General features: G+C 67.4%; 17 protein-coding genes and 1 tRNA gene. 14 read left to right on the top strand and 4 right to left on the bottom strand.

Annotation, left to right across the window (positions count from 1 at the left end):
* Window positions 1–1,245: a histidine--tRNA ligase gene (hisS, locus tag MLE64_RS13105; RefSeq protein WP_243318279.1), complete on the bottom strand. Its 1,245-nt coding sequence runs from the start codon at window positions 1,243–1,245 to the stop codon at window positions 1–3.
* Here hisS and MLE64_RS13100 point away from each other — a divergent pair.
* The 6 genes from MLE64_RS13100 to prfA all read left to right on the top strand — a co-directional run bounded on the left by MLE64_RS13100 (window position 1,244) and on the right by prfA (window position 5,233).
* The gene (locus MLE64_RS13100) at window positions 1,244–2,035 is read left to right on the top strand and encodes an N-acetylmuramoyl-L-alanine amidase family protein (protein WP_243318277.1); all 792 of its coding nucleotides are present in this window, start codon (window positions 1,244–1,246) and stop codon (window positions 2,033–2,035) included. The two genes, hisS and MLE64_RS13100, sit on opposite strands and share 2 nt — an antisense overlap.
* A 107-nt stretch (window positions 2,036–2,142) precedes the next feature.
* Window positions 2,143–2,219, top strand: a tRNA-Arg gene (locus MLE64_RS13095).
* Window positions 2,220–2,598: 379 nt separating this feature from the next.
* Window positions 2,599–2,925: a PadR family transcriptional regulator gene (locus tag MLE64_RS13090; RefSeq protein ID WP_243294257.1), complete on the top strand. Its 327-nt coding sequence runs from the start codon at window positions 2,599–2,601 to the stop codon at window positions 2,923–2,925.
* A gap of 13 nt (window positions 2,926–2,938) precedes the next feature.
* Complete coding sequence (locus MLE64_RS13085; protein WP_243318275.1) at window positions 2,939–3,700, top strand: hypothetical protein; 762 nt, start codon at window positions 2,939–2,941, stop codon at window positions 3,698–3,700.
* Between the two features lie 141 nt (window positions 3,701–3,841).
* The gene (gene rpmE, locus MLE64_RS13080) at window positions 3,842–4,090 is read left to right on the top strand and encodes a 50S ribosomal protein L31 (protein ID WP_243286513.1); all 249 of its coding nucleotides are present in this window, start codon (window positions 3,842–3,844) and stop codon (window positions 4,088–4,090) included.
* A 69-nt stretch (window positions 4,091–4,159) separates the two neighbouring features.
* Window positions 4,160–5,233: a peptide chain release factor 1 gene (gene prfA / locus MLE64_RS13075; RefSeq protein ID WP_243318272.1), complete on the top strand. Its 1,074-nt coding sequence runs from the start codon at window positions 4,160–4,162 to the stop codon at window positions 5,231–5,233.
* Between the two features lie 320 nt (window positions 5,234–5,553).
* Here the strand turns inward: prfA and MLE64_RS13070 are convergent, their stop codons facing one another.
* Window positions 5,554–6,396: a hypothetical protein gene (locus MLE64_RS13070; RefSeq protein ID WP_243294253.1), complete on the bottom strand. Its 843-nt coding sequence runs from the start codon at window positions 6,394–6,396 to the stop codon at window positions 5,554–5,556.
* Between the two features lie 53 nt (window positions 6,397–6,449).
* Between MLE64_RS13070 and hrcA the strand changes: the two genes are divergently transcribed.
* The 4 genes from hrcA (at window position 6,450) to dnaJ (ending at window position 11,363) form a co-directional block, all read left to right on the top strand.
* Window positions 6,450–7,499 (top strand): heat-inducible transcriptional repressor HrcA, encoded by a 1,050-nt coding sequence (hrcA, locus tag MLE64_RS13065; RefSeq protein ID WP_243318270.1) that lies wholly within the window; start codon window positions 6,450–6,452, stop codon window positions 7,497–7,499.
* 34 nt (window positions 7,500–7,533) lie between these two features.
* On the top strand, window positions 7,534–8,223 hold the full coding sequence (locus MLE64_RS13060; protein WP_243318267.1) for a nucleotide exchange factor GrpE: 690 nt from the start codon (window positions 7,534–7,536) through the stop codon (window positions 8,221–8,223).
* A 78-nt stretch (window positions 8,224–8,301) separates the two neighbouring features.
* A complete protein-coding gene (gene dnaK / locus MLE64_RS13055; RefSeq protein WP_243318265.1) occupies window positions 8,302–10,164 on the top strand; it encodes a molecular chaperone DnaK in 1,863 nt (620 codons plus the stop codon).
* A 38-nt stretch (window positions 10,165–10,202) separates the two neighbouring features.
* A complete protein-coding gene (gene dnaJ, locus MLE64_RS13050; protein WP_243318263.1) occupies window positions 10,203–11,363 on the top strand; it encodes a molecular chaperone DnaJ in 1,161 nt (386 codons plus the stop codon).
* Window positions 11,364–11,480: 117 nt separating this feature from the next.
* Here the strand turns inward: dnaJ and MLE64_RS13045 are convergent, their stop codons facing one another.
* Together MLE64_RS13045 and MLE64_RS13040 are read right to left on the bottom strand one after the other, a co-directional pair.
* Window positions 11,481–12,638: a GGDEF domain-containing protein gene (locus tag MLE64_RS13045; RefSeq protein ID WP_243318261.1), complete on the bottom strand. Its 1,158-nt coding sequence runs from the start codon at window positions 12,636–12,638 to the stop codon at window positions 11,481–11,483.
* A 40-nt stretch (window positions 12,639–12,678) separates the two neighbouring features.
* Window positions 12,679–14,637 (bottom strand): hypothetical protein, encoded by a 1,959-nt coding sequence (locus MLE64_RS13040; protein ID WP_243318259.1) that lies wholly within the window; start codon window positions 14,635–14,637, stop codon window positions 12,679–12,681.
* 100 nt (window positions 14,638–14,737) lie between these two features.
* On the opposite strand from MLE64_RS13040, the gene pilB reads away from it, so the two are divergent.
* The 4 genes from pilB (at window position 14,738) to MLE64_RS13020 (ending at window position 19,573) form a co-directional block, all read left to right on the top strand.
* Window positions 14,738–16,549 carry a type IV-A pilus assembly ATPase PilB gene (gene pilB, locus MLE64_RS13035; RefSeq protein WP_243318257.1) on the top strand — a complete coding sequence of 604 codons (1,812 nt, stop codon included), beginning with the start codon at window positions 14,738–14,740 and terminating at the stop codon, window positions 16,547–16,549.
* Between the two features lie 86 nt (window positions 16,550–16,635).
* Window positions 16,636–17,031, top strand: coding sequence for a GxxExxY protein (locus tag MLE64_RS13030; RefSeq protein ID WP_341482286.1), 396 nt, complete (start codon window positions 16,636–16,638; stop codon window positions 17,029–17,031).
* 56 nt (window positions 17,032–17,087) lie between these two features.
* The gene (locus MLE64_RS13025) at window positions 17,088–18,278 is read left to right on the top strand and encodes a type IV pilus twitching motility protein PilT (RefSeq protein ID WP_279343097.1); all 1,191 of its coding nucleotides are present in this window, start codon (window positions 17,088–17,090) and stop codon (window positions 18,276–18,278) included.
* A gap of 92 nt (window positions 18,279–18,370) precedes the next feature.
* Window positions 18,371–19,573 carry a type II secretion system F family protein gene (locus MLE64_RS13020; RefSeq protein ID WP_243318252.1) on the top strand — a complete coding sequence of 401 codons (1,203 nt, stop codon included), beginning with the start codon at window positions 18,371–18,373 and terminating at the stop codon, window positions 19,571–19,573.
* Window positions 19,574–19,598: the final 25 nt, after the last annotated feature.

Here is a 19,598-nt window from a genome sequence, read left to right as displayed (position 1 = left end):
TCACCGGCCCAGGCGCCCCGCCAACTCGTCCAGGGGCCAGCTCTCCTGCTCGCCGCTGGCCATGTGCTTGACGGTGATGGTGCCCCCATCCAGCTCCCCGTCGCCGAGGATGAGGACGGTCTGCACGCCGGTGCGGTTGGCGGTGGCCATGGCCTTCTTGAGGGCCCCGCCGCGGGTCTCCAGCTGGAGGGCGATGCCTGCGTCCCAGAGCTGCCGCGCCAGCTTGAAGGCTTCGACGGCGGCCCGCTCGCCAAGTGGGATGAGCAGGGCGGGAGCGGCCTGGGGGGCCTCCCCACGCACCTGCTGCAGCACCATGGCCAGGCGGTCCAGGCCGATGGCCCAGCCGAAGGCGGGCACGTCGGGGCCGCCCAGGTGCTTCACCAGCAGGTCGTAGCGCCCGCCGCCCAGCAGGGCGCTCTGGGCGCCGAGGTCGGAGCTGAGCAGCTCGAAGGCCGTGCGGGTGTAGTAGTCCAGGCCGCGCACCAGCCGCGGGTTCTCCTCGAAGGGGATGTCCAGCTCCGTGAGCAGGGCCTTGAGGCGGGCGTGGTGTTTGGCCGAGGCCTCGTCGAGGAAATCCGTGATGACCGGATGACCTTCCAGCGCCGCCTGGCACTTTTCATTTTTGCAGTCCAATACGCGCAGCGGATTGGACTCGATGCGCCGGTGGCAGTCCTCGCAGAACTGCGCTTCCCGCGCCGCGAAGAAGGCCCGGAAGGCCTCATAGAAGGCGGGGCGCGACTCGGGCGTGCCCACGCTGTTGATGGAGAAGACCATCTGCTTGAGTCCCAGCTCCTTCAGGAAGCTGTGGAGCATGAGCAGGCTCTCGGCCTCGCTCTCGGGCGTGGCCACGCCGAAGCTCTCGGCGCCGATCTGCCAGAACTGGCGGTAGCGGCCCGTCTGCATGCGCTCGTAGCGGAACTGGGGGCCGATGTAATAGAACAGGGCGGGATCGCTGGAGGCCAGCAGCTTGTGCTGGATGGCCGCCCGCACCACGCCGGCGGTGTTCTCGGGGCGCATGACCACCTGCCGGCCGCCCTTGTCCGTGAACTCGTACATCTCCTTGTTCACGATGTCGGAACTTTCCCCCACGCTGCGTTTGAACACGTCGAGTTCTTCGAGGATGGGCGTGCGGATCTCCCCGTAGCCGTGGCGGCCGAACACGCGGCGGGCGGTTTCCTCGATATGCTGGAACCAACGCAGCTCCCCTCCGAACAGATCCCGCATACCTTTCACCGATTGGGCCATGATCCGACTCCTGAGCTTTCTGTCGCTCGTCACCTTCAGCCTACTGTCTTGGGCCCAGAGTCCCAAACTCGCCGGTCCGGCCCCCCATCCCCCGCGCCTGAAGGTCATGGTCGACCCGGGGCATGGCGGCGATGACGGGGGGGCCCGGGGCCCCAAGGGCCTGAAGGAAAAGGCGGCGGCCCTGGAGATCGGCAAGGCCGTGGCGGCCAAGCTCGAGGCCGCGGGCTTCGAAGCCGTCCTCACGCGCGGGGACGATACCTTCATCCCCCTCTGGGACCGGGCCAAGGCCGCCAACGCCCAGGGGGCCGATCTCTTCATCAGCCTCCACCTGAACGCCGCCCGCGCCCGGGCCGCCCGGGGCTCCGAGGTCTACTTCCTGAGCCTGGGGAAGGGCGATGACGAGGAGGTGGTGGCGGCCGAGAACGCCGGCGCCGGCGACGCCCCGGCCAGCGCGGACACCGTGGTGGCGAGCATCCTCGACGACCTGGCTCAGAAGGCATTCCTCCAGGATTCCGAGCGGCTGGCTGTGGCCATCCAGGGCCAGCTGAACCGGCTGGCGGGCATCAAAGAGCGGGGCGTCAAGCAGGCCCCCTTCATCGTCCTTCGGGGCGCGGCCATGCCCGCCGTGCTGGTGGAGGTGGCCTTCATCTCCAATCCCAAGGAGGAAGGGAAGCTCAAGGAGGCCGCCTTCCGCGCCAAGGTGGCCGATGCCATCACCCGTGGCGTTCGCCGCTACTTCGCCCAGGCCAACGGCAGCGTGCGCCGGAAGACCGTGGCCGGACCGGGCTGAACGCCCCTGAATGCCCTTGGCCTCCGAAGCCAATGGTCGCGGGAACCCCGCTTCCCGAGCCTCAACCTTGAACGGAACGCCGATCGCCGCCATGATGGAAGGCCGCAGTACCCGTAGCTCAGTTGGATAGAGCGTTGGCCTCCGAAGCCAAAGGTCGCTGGTTCGAATCCAGTCGGGTGCACCAACAAAGCCAGGGGGGCCAACGGCCCCCCTGGCTTTGTTGATGGTCTCTGGATTCGAACCAGCGAGTGGACCGCCCAAGGCGCCACTAGATGTGGCGCCGACGTGGGCCGGCGACGCGGTTCGAATCCTGATCGTGCCGCATGGCCCCCCCTGACTTTGTTGATGGTCTCTGGGCTTGAACCAGCGAGTAGACTGCCCAAAGCGCGCCTAGATGGCGCGTCGAAGCGGGCCGGGGCGGCGCAGCCGCACGGTTCGAACCCCGACCGGACCGCATGCCCCCCTGGCCACTGGGAAGTTCCTTCCCGTGAAAACATTTGCGGGGCACCTTGACTGACCTCATTTTGCGAGGCACAATGATCGTGCCTAAACCGGAGGTCCCAGTGGATCGTGAACTCCTGAAAGGCAGCACTCCCTTGCTGCTGCTGTCGCTGCTCTGCGAGGGGCCCATGTACGGCTACCAGATCATCGAGACGGTCCGCCAGAGAACGGGGGGAACCTACACCCTCAAGGAAGGGGCCCTTTATCCGGCCCTCCACAAGCTCGAGGCGACCGAGTTCATCACGTCGTACTGGGAAACCCAGGAGAACGGGCGGGAACGGCGCTATTACGCCATCCAGCCCGCGGGGCAGGCCTTCCTGACCGCCAAGAAGAAGGAGTGGAACCAGTTCGTGGACATGGTCCAGGCCTTCGTCGGGCCGAGGGCCTGAAGGATCCATCACCGTGTCCCGCGCGCTCGACGGCTACCTCGCCCAAGTGGCTGCTGGCCTGAGGGGGGTGTCCCGCTGGCGGCGCCTCAGGCTGCTGCGGGAACTGGAGACCCACCTGCTGGACGAGGCTGAGGCCCGGGGCATCGAGGGCGAATCGGCCATGGCGGCCCTGCTCGCCGAGAAGGAGCGCCCCGGCCTGCTGGCCGGGGAACTCGCCGCTGGCGAGGGCCAGGACGCCAACCACCGTGGGAGCACCGCCCTGGCCGCGGGCATGATCATCGGGATCGCCACGGGCAGCCACATGTGGTTCGAAGGCTGGCGCTGGTACATCTGCGTGGCCTTCGCCGCGGCCCAGGGCCTGGCCGTGGGGGCTGGCTACTTCTGGGCCCGGCGCCACTGGCTCCGGCTCGATCCCTGGGCGAGAACGGCCGTGGCCGTGCTGCTCACCTCCCTGCTCTCGATCCCCCTCGGGTTCACCACGGCCCACGGGTTCAAGCCCACGCGGCTGTTCTATGGCGCCTACACGGGATTCCTCCTGGAGCGCCACAGCCAGGAGCGCCCGCTCTGGCAGACCCTTCTGGAACCGGTCCTCTTCACGGCCTTCATGTTCGCCCTCGAGACGGGGTTCCTGGGCCGGATCCGCTTCCGGTGGTGGCAGGTGCCCCTGGAGCTCAGCTTCAATGCCACCTTGCTGGTCAGCGTGATGCTGGCGCTGAAGCTGCGCCGCGTCCTGGCCGAGCGCTGGGTGCTGACGCCCCAGGAGCAGGAGGGCTGATCCAGGCCTGTCTCCGGGCCCTGTTTCGGGAATCCTCCTTGAGGGACGGGCGGTTTGGCGATAAGCTATCCATCTTGCGTGGACAAGCCGCGTGCGTTCACCCCGCCCATGGGGGCATCCGGTCGGTCCCAGGAGGAAGAGATGAAGGAAAAGATCCACCCCGAACTGCACGATGTGAAGGTGCACTGCGCCTGCGGCAACGAGTTCATGACGCGCTCCACCAAGAAGGAGCTGCGCGTGGAAATCTGCTCGGCCTGCCACCCCTACTTCACCGGCAAGCAGCGCCTGATGGACACCGAGGGCCGCGTGGAGAAGTTCAACAAGAAGTACGCCAAGAAGGAAGCCCCGGCCGCCGCTCCCGAAGCCGCCGTCGAGACGACCGAAGCCTAGCTGCACCATTCCGAGGGAGGGGCCGATCTTCGGCCCCTCCCTTTTTCGTACCGGTGCTCTGGAGGTCCCATGCTTGACCAGCTAGAAGCCGTGGATGCCCGCTTCCAGGAAGTGGAGGCGCAGCTGCAGGATCCCGCCGTGGTGTCCGACCCCAAGCGGCTGCGGGAGCTGACCAAGCTCCGCGCGGAGCTGGAGCCGGTGGTCCAGGCCTTCCAGGCCCAGCGCACGCGCCTCAAACAGCTGGCGGAGGCCGAGTTCATCCTGGGCGACAAGACCATGGACGCGGATCTCCGCGAGATGGCCGAGATGGAGATCCCCGACCTGAAGAAGGCCATCGCCGAAGGCGAAGCCGAGATCAAGCGCCTGCTCATTCCCAAGGACCCCGCTGACGCCAAGAACGTGATCCTCGAGGTCCGCGCCGGCACAGGTGGCGAGGAGGCGGCGCTCTTCGCGGCGGAACTCTTCCGCATGTACATCCGCTTCGCCGAGCGCCGGGGCTTCAAGGTGTCGGTTCTGGATGAGAGCGACGCCGATGCGGGCGGACTCAAGGAGGCCACGGCGGAGATCCAGGGCGACGGCGCCTACAGCCTCTTCCGCTTCGAGAGCGGCGTCCACCGCGTGCAGCGGGTGCCGAAGACCGAGACCCAGGGCCGCATCCACACATCCGCCGCCACCGTGGCGGTCATGCCCGAGGCCGAGGAGGTGGACATCGAGATCCACCAGAAGGACCTGCGCATCGACACCTTCTGCTCCGGCGGCAAGGGCGGCCAGAGCGTGAACACCACCTACTCCGCCGTGCGCCTCACCCATCTGCCCACGAACACCGTCGTGAGCTGCCAGGACGAGCGCAGCCAGATCAAGAACATGGCCAAGGCCATGACCGTGCTGCGCAGCCGGCTGCTCCAGAAGGCCCAGGACGAGGCCGATGCGGCCCACTCCGCCCTCCGCAAGTCCCAGGTGGGCAGCGGCGACCGCAGCGAGAAGATCCGCACCTACAATTTCCCCCAGGGTCGTGTCACCGACCACCGCATCGGCGTCACCATCCACCAGATCGACAGCTTCATGTCCGGCCAGCTCGAACCCATCATCGAGCCCCTGCGTGCCGCGTTCGAGGCGGAGCGACTGCAGGCGCTGGAGGCCTGAAGCTCCGCCGCTGAGCGCTCGCCGCTGCGCGGCTCTGCGCACGCGGCTCCTGGCAGCCCGCGATCGGGCGGTCCCCCAGACCGCCCTCCCGTTCGCCCGGCCCCAGGGGTCCGGGCTCCCGGAGCGGGGCCCCCCATGTCCGGCCAGATCGAACCCATCATCGAGCCCCTGCGCGCCGCGTTCGAGGCGGAGCGGTTGCAGGCACTGGAGGCTTGAGCAGGCTGTCAGTTATCAGCTGTCAGCTCTCAGTAAATGCAGAAGCGGGAGGCACGCCTCCCGCTTCCTTTTTTGGCCGATAGCTGACAATTGATAGCTGATGACTACTTCTTCAGCGTCACCTTCTCCGGCGAGGTCAGGCTGAAGGCGACGGGCTTGCTCGCTGGAATCTTGATCACGGTGTCGGCGGTGCCGGCGGCCACGGCGGTACCGGCGGCGGCGCCGATGGCCGCGCCGCCGAGGGCGTGGTCACCCTGGTTCTTCTTGTCGGAGAGGAGGCCCACCAGGGCGCCGAGGGCTGCGCCGCCGCCGATGTACTTGGCGTTGCGCTCGCCGCGGGCGGTGGCCACCACCACGTGCGTGTCCGTATCGATGCCGACGCCGGCGATCTCGGTGAGACGGATGCCGAGGGCACCCTTGCCGTTGCTGAGACGGCCCGCCGCGGCGCTCTGGGTCACGACGCCCCGGGCCGGGCTGCCGGCGCTCCAGACCAGCTTGCCGTCCACCACGACGTCAGAGGCCAGCGAGCCCTCCCAGGCATCCCCGGCCTGGTCCTTGTCCGTGGCCAGCTCGCGGGCCAGGGTGATCTCGAGCTTGGTGCCGGTGGGCACGTCGACCACCACGGGCTTGGGCGCCTCCTTGGCGACGGGGGCGGTAGCCAGCATGGCGGCTTCCTGCTTCTTGGCCTCGGCGCGCTTCTTCGCGTCGGCCACCTGGCGCTCCAGGGCCTTCACCTGGGACTTGGTCACCTGCTTGACGGTCTCGGCGTCCTCTCCGGTGACCTTGCCGGACTTGGCTTCGGCGAGCTGCTGCTCGAGCTGGGCAACTTTGGCCTCAGCCGCCTTGGCCGCTTCATCCGCCTGGATGGCGGCTTCGCTCTTGCGGTTGCATCCCACGGCCAGGACAAGCGCCGCGGCGAGGGACATTCGGATCAGGGCTGTGCGCATGGGACCTCCGTTGCGGGTGTATATAGTATGACAGCCCGCAAAGTTTACCCACCATGGCCACTCCCAACCTCAACCCCCGCGGCGAATCCGTGCTCCGCACCCTCATCGAGGCCTACCTGGAGGCCGGTGAGCCCGTGGGCTCGCGCCTGCTGTCCAAGCGGTTCCCGGAGCCCCTCTCCAGCGCCACCATCCGGAACGTGCTCTCGGACCTGGAGGACGAATCCCTGGTGGCCCAGCCGCACACCTCCGCCGGGCGGGTCCCCACGGAGCGGGCGTACCGCTACTACGTGGACCGCTGGCTGAAGGCGCAACCCCCGGACTCCGAGCTGGAAGGGCGCCTTGCCACGGCGTTGGACGGCCTCGACCTGGATCCCGAGTCCTGGGCCCGGCACGCCAGCCGGACGCTGGCCGAGGTGATGGGAGGGGTCTGCCTGGCCCTGCCCCTGCCGCTGACCCAGAGCCGCCTCGTGCGCCTGGAGTTCGTGCCGGTGGGACCGGGCCGCCTGGTGGCCATCTGGGTGGGGAGCCTGGGCGAGGTGGACCACCGCCTCATGGACAACCCATGGAATTACAGCGATACGGTGCTTACCGAGCTGGCGAATTTCGCCACCGCCCAGTTCGCGGGCCTCACCCTGGGCGAGATGCGGTCGAGGCTGCTGGACGCCCTGCAGGCGGGGGCCCGGGAAGGCGAGACCCTCCGGACCCGGCTCCAGGGGCTGGCCTCCCAGTGGCCCGAGGAGCGCCAGGCGGACGATCCCCCGGTGCTGGTGTCCGGGCTGGGGCGTCTTGGCCAGCTTCCCGAATTCGAGGACGTGGCCCGGTTCCGGGGCCTGGTGGCCGCCTTCGAAGAGCAGGGCCGCCTGGCCCGTCTGCTGAATGCCTTCGCGGACCGGGCCTCCCAGGACATCCAGCTGCTGCTGGGGTCGGAGAATCCCTACCTGGAAGGCTGGCCTCTGGCCACGGCCGTCCGCACGGTGGGGCTGGGGCCGGCCGGCTACGTGACCTTCGCCCTGGTGGGGCCGCTCCGCATGGACTACGGCCGGGTCATGGGCGGCCTGCGGTGGTGGTCCCGGCAGGTCCAGCGGCGGCAGGGCGGATCCTGAGACGGTTCCCCGCTGGACTGCGTATACTGCTGCGATGACCACCGGCACTCCCCGCGAGCCCAACGACCTGCCCGCTCCACCCTCCGGCGAGCCCGAGGATGTGGTGGATCTCAGCCTGGACGATGCCCTGGACGCGGATCTCCAGTCCGTCGCGGACGAGGTGGCCTCGGGATACCCCGCCCCGTCCCTCGAGGAAGGCGAGCTCACGGAGCTCGACGGCTCGCGGGAGGGTCTGGAGGCGGCCCTCACCGAAGCCGAACGGCAGATGGAGGAAATGCTCCGGCGCGAAGGCGAGCTGATGGATCAGCACCGGCGCCTGGCGGCGGATTTCAACAATTTCCGCAATCGCGTCCAGCGCGACATCGCCCTGGCCGTGGAGCAGGCCGAGCGGAAGATCCTCCTCGAGGTGCTTCCCGTCCTTGACAACTTCGAGCGCGGCCTTGGCGCCTCCTACCAGGATGTCGACACCTTCCGGGGCGGTGTGGAGCTGATCCAGAAGCAGTTCGTGGAGGCGCTTCGCCGCATGAACGTCGAGCCGCTTCCGCTGAAGGTCGGCGACGCATACGATGCCCTCCACGCCGAGGCGCTCACCACCTTCAGCGATCCGAACCTTCCCGACGGCGCCGTGGCCGCGGTCTACGAACGCGGCTACAACCTCAAGGGACAGCTCCTCCGTCCCGCCCGCGTGGTGGTGAATCGGCTGCAGGACTCCGGGAAGCCCTAGCTGCCGCCCGCCTCTGCGATTTTGATGACCCATGAATCCGATTTATCATGAAGTTGCAAATCCCCGGGAGTTCCACCCATGGCAGGCAAACTGATCGGCATTGACCTCGGCACGACGAACAGTTGCGTCTGCGTGATGGAGAGTGGCGATTCACGGGTGATCCCGAACCGGGAGGGGAGCCGCACGACTCCCTCGGTGGTGGCTTTCACGGACAAGGGTGATGTCCTTGTGGGTCACATCGCCAAGCGCCAGGCGGTCACGAACCCGCAGCGCACCCTGTTCGCTGTCAAGCGTCTCATCGGACAGCGGTTCAATGCCCCCAAGGTCCAAGAGGCCACCGGCCGGCTGCCCTTCCCCGTGGTGTCCGCGCCCAACGGGGATGCCTGGCTTCGCGTGGGCGAGCGGGACTATGCGCCGCCTGAGGTCACGGCCATCGTCCTGCGCTCCCTGAAGCAGGCGGCCGAAGCGTTCCTCCATGAGGACGTGATGGACGCGGTTATCACGGTCCCGGCGTACTTCGACGACGCCCAGCGCCAGGCCACCAAGGACGCCGGCAAGATCGCCGGCCTCAACGTGCAGCGCATCATCAACGAGCCCACGGCGGCGGCCCTGGCCTACGGCTTCAACAAGAAGGGCCTCAAGCAGATCCTGGCCATCTACGACTTCGGCGGCGGCACCTTCGACTTCACGCTGATGGAGATGAACGACGGCGTGTTCGAGGTGCTGGCCACCAGCGGCGACACCTTCCTGGGCGGCGAGGACATTGACTTGGCCATCCAGAACTGGCTCGTGCAGCAGTTCCGGGAGAAGACGGGCATCGACCTCTCCTTCGACCGCATGGCGCTCCAGCGGCTGAAGGAGGCCAGCGAGAAGGCCAAGTGCGAGCTGTCCACTCTGGAGCGGGTGGAGATCCGCCTACCCTTCATCGCCCAGGCCCCGAGCGGCCCCCAGCACCTCGAGGCCACCCTGACCCGCGACCAGCTCGAGGAGATGGCCCGCGCGCTGGTGGAGCAGACCCTGGTCCCCATCAAGGACGCGCTGGAGCAGGGCGGCAAGACGGCCAAGCAGGTGGACGAGGTGATCCTCGTGGGCGGGCAGACCCGCATGCCCATGGTGCAGCGCCTCGTGCGTGACTTCTTCGGCAAGGAGCCCAACCGCAGCATCAACCCGGACGAAGTGGTGGCTACGGGCGCCTCCATCCAGGGTGCGGTCCTCAAGGGCGACATCAAGGACCTGGTGCTGCTGGACGTCACGCCGCTCAGCTTGGGCATCGAGACCCAGGGCGGCGGCTTCGTGAAGATCATCCAGCGCAACGCCACCATCCCCACCCGCGACGCGCGCACCTTCACCACGGTCACGGACAACCAGAGCCGGGTGGAGATCCACGTGCTGCAGGGCGAGCGGGAGCTGGCCGAGCACAACAAGAGCCTGGGCCGGTTCGACCTCATCAACCTGCCGCCCCTCCCCAAGGGTGTGCCCCAGATCGAGGTGGCCTTCGACATCGACTCCAACGGCATCGTGAAAGTCTCGGCTCGGGACCTCATGACCGGCCTGGAGCAGAGCATGAGCATTCGGCCCAGTTCCGGCCTGTCCGAACTGGAGATCCAGCGCATGATCCGAGAGGCCCTGGCCAACGCCGAGACCGATGTGAAGAAGCGCGACGCGCTGAAGTACATCGCCTCCGCCGAGGGCCTGATCTTCTCCTGCGACAAGAGCTTCGCGGAATGCGGCAAGTACCTGGCGGAGGACCAGCAGATCATGATCCGCGAGGTGCTCTCCCGCGCCCGGCAGGCCGTGGCCTCGCAGGACTCCGCGGCTCTCCGGGCCTGCGAGGGCCAGCTGCTCGAGGCACAGAACCTGCTGACCGACGCCGTCCTGGCCGCCAGCGAGGCCATGATGGCCTCCCTGGATGGCGAGGATGAAGGGGCGGGACCGAATTAGGCCGGCCCATCGGCTATCCTGGAATCCAGGATGGGTGCATGAAGCGTGACTACTACGAAGTCCTCGGCGTTTCGAAGGACGCGGGGACGGATGAACTGAAGAAGGCCTACCGCAAGCTGGCCATGGAGCTGCATCCCGACCGCAATCCGGGCAACAAGGAGGCGGAGGAGAAATTCAAGGAGGCCGCGGAGGCCTACAGCGTGCTGTCGGATCCCGAGAAGCGCCGGGTGTACGACCAGTTCGGCCACGCGGGCCTGGGCGGCGCGGGGGGCGGCGGCCAGCAGTTCCAGTTCGACCCGAACCAGTTCGCGGATTTCGAGGACATTCTCGGCAGCTTCTTCGGCGGCGGGCTATTCGGGGACCTCTTTGGCGGCGGCCGGCGGCGGGCCAGCGGCGAGGAGCGGGGCTCGGACCTGCAGTACAACCTGAAGCTCAGCTTCAAGGATGCGGTCTTCGGCAAGGACAGCGTGGAGCTCAGCATCCCGCGCCTGGAGGCCTGCGGCACCTGCCATGGCTCGGGCTGCGAGCCGGGCACGCGTCCGGAGACCTGCCCCCAGTGCCGGGGCGCGGGCCAGGTGGCCATGCGCCAGGGCTTCTTCCAGATGCTCACGCCCTGCCCCCGCTGCGAAGGCAAGGGCCGCATCATCCCGAAGCCCTGCCGCGAATGCCGCGGGGAGGGGCGGGTCCATCGGAAGGCCAAGGTCAGCTTCAAGGTGCCCGCGGGCGTGGACCGGGGCACGCGCCTCCGCCTCCAGAACCAGGGCGAGGCCGGGCGCTTCGGCGGCCGCACCGGCGATCTCTACGTGGTGTTCGACGTGGAGCAGGATCCGAAGTACGAGCGGGACGGGTTCGACCTCCACCAGCGGTTGGAGGTGTCCTGGCCCCTGCTGGTGACCGGCGGCGCGCTCGAAGTCGAAACGCCCTACGGCGCGGACAAGGTGAAGCTGGCGGCGGGAACCCCCGCGGACCATGTGGTGAAGCTGGTGAACGCCGGCGTCCCCAGGCTCCAGGGCAGCGGCCGCGGCGACCTCTACCTGCACCTGCGGGCGGCCGTGCCGAAGTCCATCACGGCCGAGCAGCGCCAGCTGCTGGAGCAGCTCCGTCGAAGCCTCGACGGCGAGCCCGCCGGGGAGGGCGAAGAAGGCTTCCTGGCCAAGGTGTTCGGAGCCGAGAAGGGCGGGAAGAAGAAGCGGAAGTAGGGGACTCGGGCTTCAGGCCTCAGTCTTCAGTGTCGCGCCGACCCATTGGGAGGATCCGTCTGGGGACGTATCTTCCTGAGGACTGAGGACTGAGGACTGAGGACTGAGGACTGCCCCTCAATCCGCCACTACCACCTGCCGCTTGCCTTCCCGCTTGGCGCGCAGGAGGGCGCGGTCGGCCTGTTCGATGAGGTGGCCGGCCCCATCGGCGTGCTCCGGGAAGGCGGCCACGCCGGCGCTGAGGGAGATGGTCAGGCGGTCATTCCCGATGGCGACGGGCTGGCCCAGGATGACCTCGATGAGGCGCTCCGCCAGCTTCTGGGCCCCCGGGGATCGGGTGCTGGGCATGATGAGGCAGAACTCATCCCCTCCGTAGCGGTAGAGGCGGTCATGGGCGCGGCAGAGACGCTGGGCGGTCCGGGCGACGGCCTCGAGCACGATGCTTCCCGCGGGGTGGCCGTACTGGCTGTTCACCTGCTTGAGGTCGTCCACGTCGATGAACACCAGGGCCACGGATTCCCCCTTGGCGGCGGCCTCGCGCACCGTCTGGGGCAGCTCCGTCTCCAGGCATCGGCGGTTCTGGGCCACGGTGAGATCGTCCTTGAAGGACAGGGCCCGGCTCTCTTCCAGGCGCCAAGCGTTGAGTAGCAGGGGCTCCACGTCCTCGAAGCCCAGGAGGAAGCGCTCGGGCGGCTCGAGGGGCTCCAGCAGGCGCAGGAGGCCCAGCTGTTCCGAGGCGGCCAGGAGGAAGGCCTCGCCCCGGCGCACCAGGTCCAGGGCCTCGTGGCGGGGCAGGGGGGCTTCCGGGAAGGACCCGTCGCCGGCCCGCTGGTAGAAGCGGTTCTCCTTCCGGAGCCAGATCGCGCCGCCCTTCGCCCGGGACTGCCGGATGGCGCGGCTCAGCATGAGCTTCAGCAGCTCGTCCAGGGAAGCCAGGTGGAGCATCTGGCGCAGCCATCCTTCGCTGCCGAGGTCCCGCTGCCGCAGGTGCCGGAGCGCCTCCCGGGCCGCCTCGAGGGGGCGGTCCTGGCGCATCACCCAGCCCGGCCGCTGTTCCAGCACGGCGCTGATCTCCTCCGCCTCCGCCTCCTGGACCCACCACAGGATTTCCGATCCTTCCGCGGGGATCAGCCGCGGATCGGGCCGTTCCGCCACCAGCACCAGCGAACCGGGTCCCGGCCCAGGCACCACGTCGTGACCCCAGGCCTCCAGGGCCGATCTCAAGGCATGGCCGGCCGTGGATGGTTGCGGTTCCAGCCAGTGGATGTGGTGCATGGGGCTCCGGGGAGGTGGGGGTCAGGTCGTTCGCGGGCGGTCAGCCCAGCGCGGCTTCGAGTCTCATGGCAAGTTGGCCGAGGTGGGCGGCGAGCGGCTCCAGGACGGGAAGCGAGCCTTCTCGCTGCCCGCGCTCGGCGCGGATCCAGCGCTTGAGGAGGACCACGGCCTGGGCATCGCGCACGCCGAGGCGCTTGGTGCTCTGGATCAGCTTGTGGGAAAGGCGGGCACGCTCGGATCCCGCCGGGCTTCCCCTGAGGCCGGCGATGAGCTGCAGGGCCTCCTGGGCCACTTCCAGGTCCTGCCGGATGAGGGGCACCCGGGCGTTGATCCGGAGCAGGAACAGCTCCAGGAATCGCAGCAGCTCGCCCAGCACGTCCATGGCATCGCGGAGGGCCTGATGGACTTCCTCCGGGGATTCCAGCAGCTGACCCAGGTCCTCGATGAGCCGCTCCGCCTCCTCGCGGTCGGGCCGCCGCATCAGGGGGAACTCCGGGCTGCGGCGGAAGGCCAGCAGGTGACGGTAGGCCTGGGCCAGTCCCAGGGCGAGCCGCGGCCAGTCCTGGAGCTCCAGGCTCAGGAGGAGGTGGGTGTGGATGGGCGGGACCTGTTCCCAGAGCCGCTGGATGCGCAGCCGGAGGCGATCCCCCTCTTCCATCAGGCTGGGGGAGTCCGGGAACAGGCGCTGTTGCACGTCGGGGGAGAACAGGCCCACGAGCTCGCCCATGAGCTGCTTCTGGTGGTTGATGAGCAGGCCGCGCAGGCTGTCCTGGGCGTGGGCCACCTGCTCCGCGTCGGCCCCGGCCAGGGCCTGCTGCAGGAGGCTCCGCAGGGTCCCCTGGTCCTGGCGCAGGCTCAGCACGGCCTGGCGGAGGTAGGCCCGGAGCCGGGGCGCCTCGGGCCGGTCGGGGTCCACCAGGGCGGCCCGGCCGGGGTCGTAGGCGCGCTCCGCCACCCGGCCCAGCTCGGATTCGATGACCAGGAAGGTGGGCACGGACGCGTAGATCTCCTGGGAACCGGTCCCGGCCGAAGGTTCCAGGGATTCCATGAGTCCCAGGAGGGAGATGTGGCTGGCCAGGGCCCGGGCCACCACGGAGAAGAGGGCTGGATCCCCGGCGCGGAGATCCCGGAGCAGCTGCCGCAGCTCGGCCGGGGTGCGGTCCCTGAACAGCTCGGCGTCCATGCGGGGCAGCACCCAGCCCAGGTGGTCCCAGAGCCAGCGCAGACTTCCCCGCACCTGCTCCACCGCGGGCCAATGGATGCCCCGGTCCATGGGCCGCATCAGGCCTAGGCGCAGGTTGGACACCACGTGCTGCAGCAGCAGCAGGGGCTCCACGCGGGCATGGAACTCCGGAGGGATGCAGGCTTCCAGGTGCTCCGCCAGCCGGGCCAGGGATTCCTCCAGCCGGCCCTGCCCCTGGATGGCCCGGTTGACCACCTTCATCTGGGCGTTCAGTCGCGCGACAGCTTCCGGCCCGTCCTTGCACGTCTGCAGCGCGGTCATGATCTGGCGGAAGGAATCGCGGTGGTCTTCCAGGAAGGCCGCCCACAGGGCCTGAAGGGTTCCGGCTTCCTCACCCGGCGGGGCGGCCATGGTGCGGAGCGAGGCCAGGAGATCGAGGAGCAGGCCCACCCAGGCCGGCTGCTCGTGTTCCACCATCAGCTCCCGGTGAGCGGTGCCGGTCAGGTGGGCCAGCCGCCCGAGGCTATGCTGCAGCACCAGCCCCATGGCGACCCGAGCCTCGCCGAGGCGGCGGGGCGAGAACTGGTGGAGGAAGGCCAGGAAGAGTCCGAGGTTGCGTCGCAGGTTGGCCTGGGCCGGGGACTCCCCGGTACTGGCGGTCTCGCCGGAAGGCGCTTCCAGCAGGGGATCCAGATCCCCGGCCCCTTCCCGGAGGATGTCCTCCAGCAGGGCCAGGTCCGTCCTGGATAGACCCTTCTCCCGGATCAATTGCCGGGCCAGCATCAGACGCTGGGGCGGAGTCCCTGGGGCAGGCATGGCGAAAGCATACAATGGGCCGGGCGTGGGATACCTCCGGGAGGTGTTACCATCGCATCACCCCATCCGGAGGCAGCCAGTGGTCAGCAAGCTAGGGGAAATGCTAGTCAAAGCTCAGCTCATCACGGATGCCCAGTTGGAAGAAGTGATCCGGATCCAGCGCCGGGAAGGCGGCAAGCTGGGCAGCATCGTCGTGCGCCAGGGCTACTGCTCGGATCAGGACATCGTGAGCTTCCTGGGCATGCAGTACGGCGTCCCCGCTGCGGACCTGGAGCAGTGGCCGCCCATCGATCCTGCTGTCATCGCACTGATTCCGAAGGACCTGGCCCAGCGCCACAAGGTGCTGCCCTTGCAGCGCACCGGCAACGTGCTGACCCTGGCCATGTCTGATCCCACGGACATCTTCGCCATGGACGATGTGCGGTTCCACACCGGCTACAACGTGGATCCCGTCGTCTCCAGCGAGATGGGCCTGGTGCGGGCGGTCGAGAAGTACTACGGCGGCTCCAGCGGCCTGCGCCTGGCGGATGCCCAGGGCGCGCGGGCCACCATGAGCGGCGCGGCGGCGGCCGGTCCCACCGACACCGGCCCCGCCAATCCCTTCAACGAGCAGGACGAGCACTTCGACCTCCAGGAGCTTGAACAGGAACTGGATGCCGACGCCGAGTACGAAGCCACGGACGATGACGAGGAGAGCATCAACGTCGGCGCCCTGAAGAAGGGCAGCGAAGACGCCCCGGTGGTGAAGCTCGTGAACATGGTGCTCATCGACGCCATCAAGCGCGGGGCCTCGGACATCCACATCGAGCCCTACGAGAAGAACTACCGCATCCGATTCCGCATCGACGGCATCCTCCAGGAGGTCATGCGGCCGAACCTCAAGCTGAGGGATCCCCTCACCTCCCGCGTGAAGATCCTGGCCAAGCTCAATATCGCCGAGAAGCGCCTGCCCCAGGACGGCCGCATCAAGCTGCGCGTGAACATGGGCGGCCGGCAGAAGGTCATCGACTACCGCGTGAGCATCCTGCCGACGCTCTTCGGCGAGAAGATCGTGCTGCGGCTGCTGGACAGCGACAAGCTCATGCTCGACCTCACCAAGCTCGGCTTCGAGCCCGAGAGCCTGGAGCGCTGGGACCGGCAGATCTCCAAGCCCTACGGCATGGTGCTGGTGACGGGACCCACGGGATCGGGCAAGACCAACACCCTATATTCCTCCATCGCCAAGCTCAACACGGTGGACACCAACATCCTGACGGCCGAGGATCCCGTCGAGTTCAACTTTCCCGGCATCAACCAGGTGCAGATGAAGGAGCAGATCGGCCTCAACTTCGCAGCCGCCCTGCGCTCCTTTCTCCGGCAGGATCCCAACATCATCCTCGTGGGCGAGATCCGCGACTTCGAGACCGCCGAGATCGCCATCAAGGCCTCGCTGACGGGCCACTTGGTGCTCTCCACCCTGCACACCAATGACGCCCCCAGCACCATCAACCGCCTCATGAACATGGGCGTGGAGCCGTTCCTGGTGGCGACTTCGGTGAACATCATCTGTGCCCAGCGCCTCGTGCGCCGCCTCTGCGGTAGCTGCAAAGCCGTTGACACCCACCACCAGCCCGAGGAGGCCCTGCGCGAGGTGGGCTTCACCCCGGAGGAGATCCAGCGGGGCATCACCTTCTACAAGCCGGTCGGGTGCGATATTTGCAACAAGCGCGGCTACAAGGGCCGCGTGGGCCTCTACGAGGTGCTGGAGATGTCGGAGACCCTGAAGGACATGATCCTCACGGGGGCCTCCGCCATCGAGCTGCGCGAGCAGGGCCAGAAGGAGGGCATGATCACCCTCCGCCGCTCCGGCTGCCGCAAGGTGCTCGACGGCGTCACCACCATCGAAGAGATCATCCGCGAGACCGTGTTGTAGGCGCCGACCCACACCGGCGAAGTTCTTTGACAGGATTAACAGGATTAAAAGCTGGATTAACAGGACTTCAAAAGCAGGATGGCTGGGTGGACGTGGCTGTTTTGGATGAGCTTTCGGGGCGCGTCATTGGGGCGGCCATGAGGGTGCACTCCGTCCTCGGGCCAGGGTTCACTGAGGCCGTCTACCAGAACGCGCTGGCACTCGAGATGGTGATGGATGGCATTCCCTTCGAGCGAGAGGTGAAGCTCGAGGTTCGCTACCGGGGCGAGCTGGTCGGGCAGTACCGAGCAGATCTCCTGGTGGACGGATCCCTGATCCTTGAATTGAAGGCCGTGCAGGCCGTCCTCCCCGAGCACGAGGTGCAAGTCGTCAATTACTTGGCTGCCACCGGCCTGGAACGGGCCTTGCTCCTGAATTTCGGAGCCCGGAGCCTCCAAGTGAAGAAGAAGTTCCGCTCCCCGCGCCAGCCTGAATCCTGTTAATCCTGCTTTTCATCCTGTGAATCCTGTCCAGGCAGTTGTCTTTCCCGAGGTTCGGCATGAGTGAAATCGGTTCCAACTACGTAGCTCCGCTGCAGCAGCTGCTCAAGACGATGGTGGAGTACGGGGGTACGGACCTCCACATCACCACGGACTCGGCACCGCAGATCCGCATCGACGGGCGCATGGTGCCCCTCAAGCTGCCTCCCATGGACGCGTCCCAGACGCGCTGGCTCTGCTACGGCGTCATGACCGATCAGCAGAAGCACCGCCTGGAGGAGGACCTGGAGGTGGACTTCTCCTTCGGCCTCCAGGGCGTGGCCCGCTTCCGCGCCAACGTCTTCAACCAGCGCGGCGCCACGGCGGGCGTCTTCCGCACCATCCCCGAGAACATCCGCAGCTTCGACCAGCTGGGCCTGCCGCCCTCGGTCCAGGCCCTCTGCGACAAGCCCCGCGGCCTGGTGCTGGTCACCGGTGTGACGGGCTCCGGCAAGTCCACGACCCTGGCCGCCATGGTGGACAAGATCAATGCCGAGGAGCCCGTCCACATCCTCACCATCGAGGACCCGGTGGAATACGTCCACAAGCACCGGCGGGCCCTGGTGAACCAGCGCGAGATCCACGCGGACACCCACAGCTTCAAGAAGGCCCTGCGCTCGGCCCTCCGCCAGGATCCCGACGTGGTGCTGGTGGGCGAGCTGCGCGACCTGGAGACCATCGAATCGGCGCTCACCATCGCCGAGACAGGTCACCTCACCTTCGCCACCCTGCACACCAACAGCACCGTGCAGACCATCAACCGCATCATCGACGTGTTCCCCAGCCACCAGCAGGCCCAGGTGAGGGCCCAGCTCTCCCTGGTGCTGGAGGGCGTCATCTGTCAGAGCCTCATTCCCAAGGTGGGCGGCAAGGGCCGGGCCCTTGCCCTGGAGATCATGATCCCCAACTCCGCGATCCGGAACCTCATCCGCGAGGACAAGATCCACCAGATCTACGGCACCATGCAGTCCGGCCAGACGAAATATGGCATGCAGACCTTCAACCAGAGCCTCTCGGACCTGGTGCTCCGCAAGGAAATCAGCCAGGAGCAGGCTTTCGAGTACACCTCGAATGCCGACGAACTGAGGGAACTCATCAACCGGGGCGTGGGCGTCGGCGCGGCCGGCGGCCGCGGGGCCACCGCCGCCCAGCCGGCCGCCACCAGCAATCCCGCGCTGGGAGGCAGGAATCCCAACATCAAGTACACCTAAACCTTTCTCTGCGACCCATTAGCTCTTCACCACTGATCCATTCCTGCCTATCCTGAAGGCACCATCGTTCCCAGCTGTCCGCCGAGGTCCGCATGCCCGCATACGCATGGAAAGGCAAGAATCGAATGGGGGAGGCCCAGGAGGGCGTCCTGGTGTCCGAATCCCGGGATGCCGCCGCCGCCACCCTGAAGCGCAACGGCATCGAAGTTACGGGCATCAGCGCCATGGCCGCCAAGGGCACCAAGTCCTTCGGCAAGGTGAAACCCAAGGACCTGGCCATCTTCACCCGGCAGTTCAGCGTGATGATCGACGCCGGCCTGCCCCTGGTGCAGTGCCTGGAGATCCTGGGCGCCCAGCAGGTGGACAAGGGTTTCCAGAAGATCATCGAGGCCGTGCGCGAGGACGTGGAGAAAGGTCTTACTTTGCAGGCAGCGCTTTCCAAGCACCCCAAGGCCTTCAACGACCTCTACGTGAACATGGTGGGCGCGGGCGAGAGCGGAGGCATCCTGGATGTCATCCTCCAGCGTCTGTCCACCTACATCGAGAAGGCCGTGAAGCTCACGGCCAAGGTGAAGGGCGCCATGACCTACCCGGTGGCTGTCATCACCATCGCCATCGCCGTGGTGGTCATCATCATGGTGAAGGTGATCCCCGTCTTCTCCGCCATGTATGACGGCCTGGGCAGCAAGCTGCCTTTCCCCACCCTCGTCTGCATGGCCCTCTCCAGCGCCCTCATCAACTACAGCTGGCTCATCATCATCGCGATCACTCTCATCGTGGTGGGCCTGCGCCAGTACTACAAGACGCCGGCAGGCCGCCTCCAGATCGATGCGTTCATGCTGAAGATCCCCATCATCGGCGACGTGCTCCGGAAGACGGCCGTCGCCCGGTTCTGCCGCACCCTGGGCACCCTCATCAGCTCCGGCGTGCCCATCCTCGAAGGCATGGATATCACGGCCCGCACCTCCGGCAACATGGTGATCCAGAACGCCATTCTCAAGTCCAAGGACGCCGTGGAACAGGGCCGCAACATCGCCACACCCCTGGCGGAGACCAAGGTCTTCCCGCCCATGGTGGTACAGATGGTGGGCGTGGGCGAGGCCACAGGCGCCCTGGACGCCATGCTCTCCAAGGTGGCGGACTTCTACGAGGACGAGGTGGACAACGCCGTGGCCAACCTCACCAGCCTCATGGAGCCCATCATGATCGCCATGCTGGGCGGCATCATCGGCTTCATCGTCATCGCCATGTATCTGCCCATCTTCAACCTGGCCAACGTGTTCGGGAAAGACTGAGCGGGCGCCGTTCCGCACGCGCTTT

It is taken from the genome of Geothrix paludis (assembly GCF_022808815.1).
In the GTDB taxonomy this organism is placed as follows: Bacteria; Acidobacteriota; Holophagae; order Holophagales; family Holophagaceae; genus Geothrix; species Geothrix paludis.
Note: the sequence above shows the minus strand (reverse complement) of the source record. Positions and strands in the feature narration are given on the sequence as shown.

Bases quoted from the DNA above. Each gene is read 5' to 3' on its own strand.
- rpmE (WP_243286513.1), top strand. From the start codon at position 3,842: ATGAAGGAAAAGATCCACCCCGAACTGCACGATGTGAAGGTGCACTGC.
- MLE64_RS13025 (WP_279343097.1), top strand. From the start codon at position 17,088: ATGAGTGAAATCGGTTCCAACTACGTAGCTCCGCTGCAGCAGCTGCTC.
- MLE64_RS13040 (WP_243318259.1), bottom strand. From the start codon at position 14,637: ATGCCTGCCCCAGGGACTCCGCCCCAGCGTCTGATGCTGGCCCGGCAA.
- pilB (WP_243318257.1), top strand. From the start codon at position 14,738: ATGCTAGTCAAAGCTCAGCTCATCACGGATGCCCAGTTGGAAGAAGTG.
- dnaJ (WP_243318263.1), top strand. From the start codon at position 10,203: ATGAAGCGTGACTACTACGAAGTCCTCGGCGTTTCGAAGGACGCGGGG.
- MLE64_RS13045 (WP_243318261.1), bottom strand. From the start codon at position 12,638: ATGCACCACATCCACTGGCTGGAACCGCAACCATCCACGGCCGGCCAT.
- dnaK (WP_243318265.1), top strand. From the start codon at position 8,302: ATGGCAGGCAAACTGATCGGCATTGACCTCGGCACGACGAACAGTTGC.
- MLE64_RS13070 (WP_243294253.1), bottom strand. From the start codon at position 6,396: ATGCGCACAGCCCTGATCCGAATGTCCCTCGCCGCGGCGCTTGTCCTG.
- MLE64_RS13100 (WP_243318277.1), top strand. From the start codon at position 1,244: ATGATCCGACTCCTGAGCTTTCTGTCGCTCGTCACCTTCAGCCTACTG.
- MLE64_RS13020 (WP_243318252.1), top strand. From the start codon at position 18,371: ATGCCCGCATACGCATGGAAAGGCAAGAATCGAATGGGGGAGGCCCAG.
- hrcA (WP_243318270.1), top strand. From the start codon at position 6,450: ATGGCCACTCCCAACCTCAACCCCCGCGGCGAATCCGTGCTCCGCACC.
- hisS (WP_243318279.1), bottom strand. From the start codon at position 1,245: ATGGCCCAATCGGTGAAAGGTATGCGGGATCTGTTCGGAGGGGAGCTG.
- prfA (WP_243318272.1), top strand. From the start codon at position 4,160: ATGCTTGACCAGCTAGAAGCCGTGGATGCCCGCTTCCAGGAAGTGGAG.
- MLE64_RS13060 (WP_243318267.1), top strand. From the start codon at position 7,534: ATGACCACCGGCACTCCCCGCGAGCCCAACGACCTGCCCGCTCCACCC.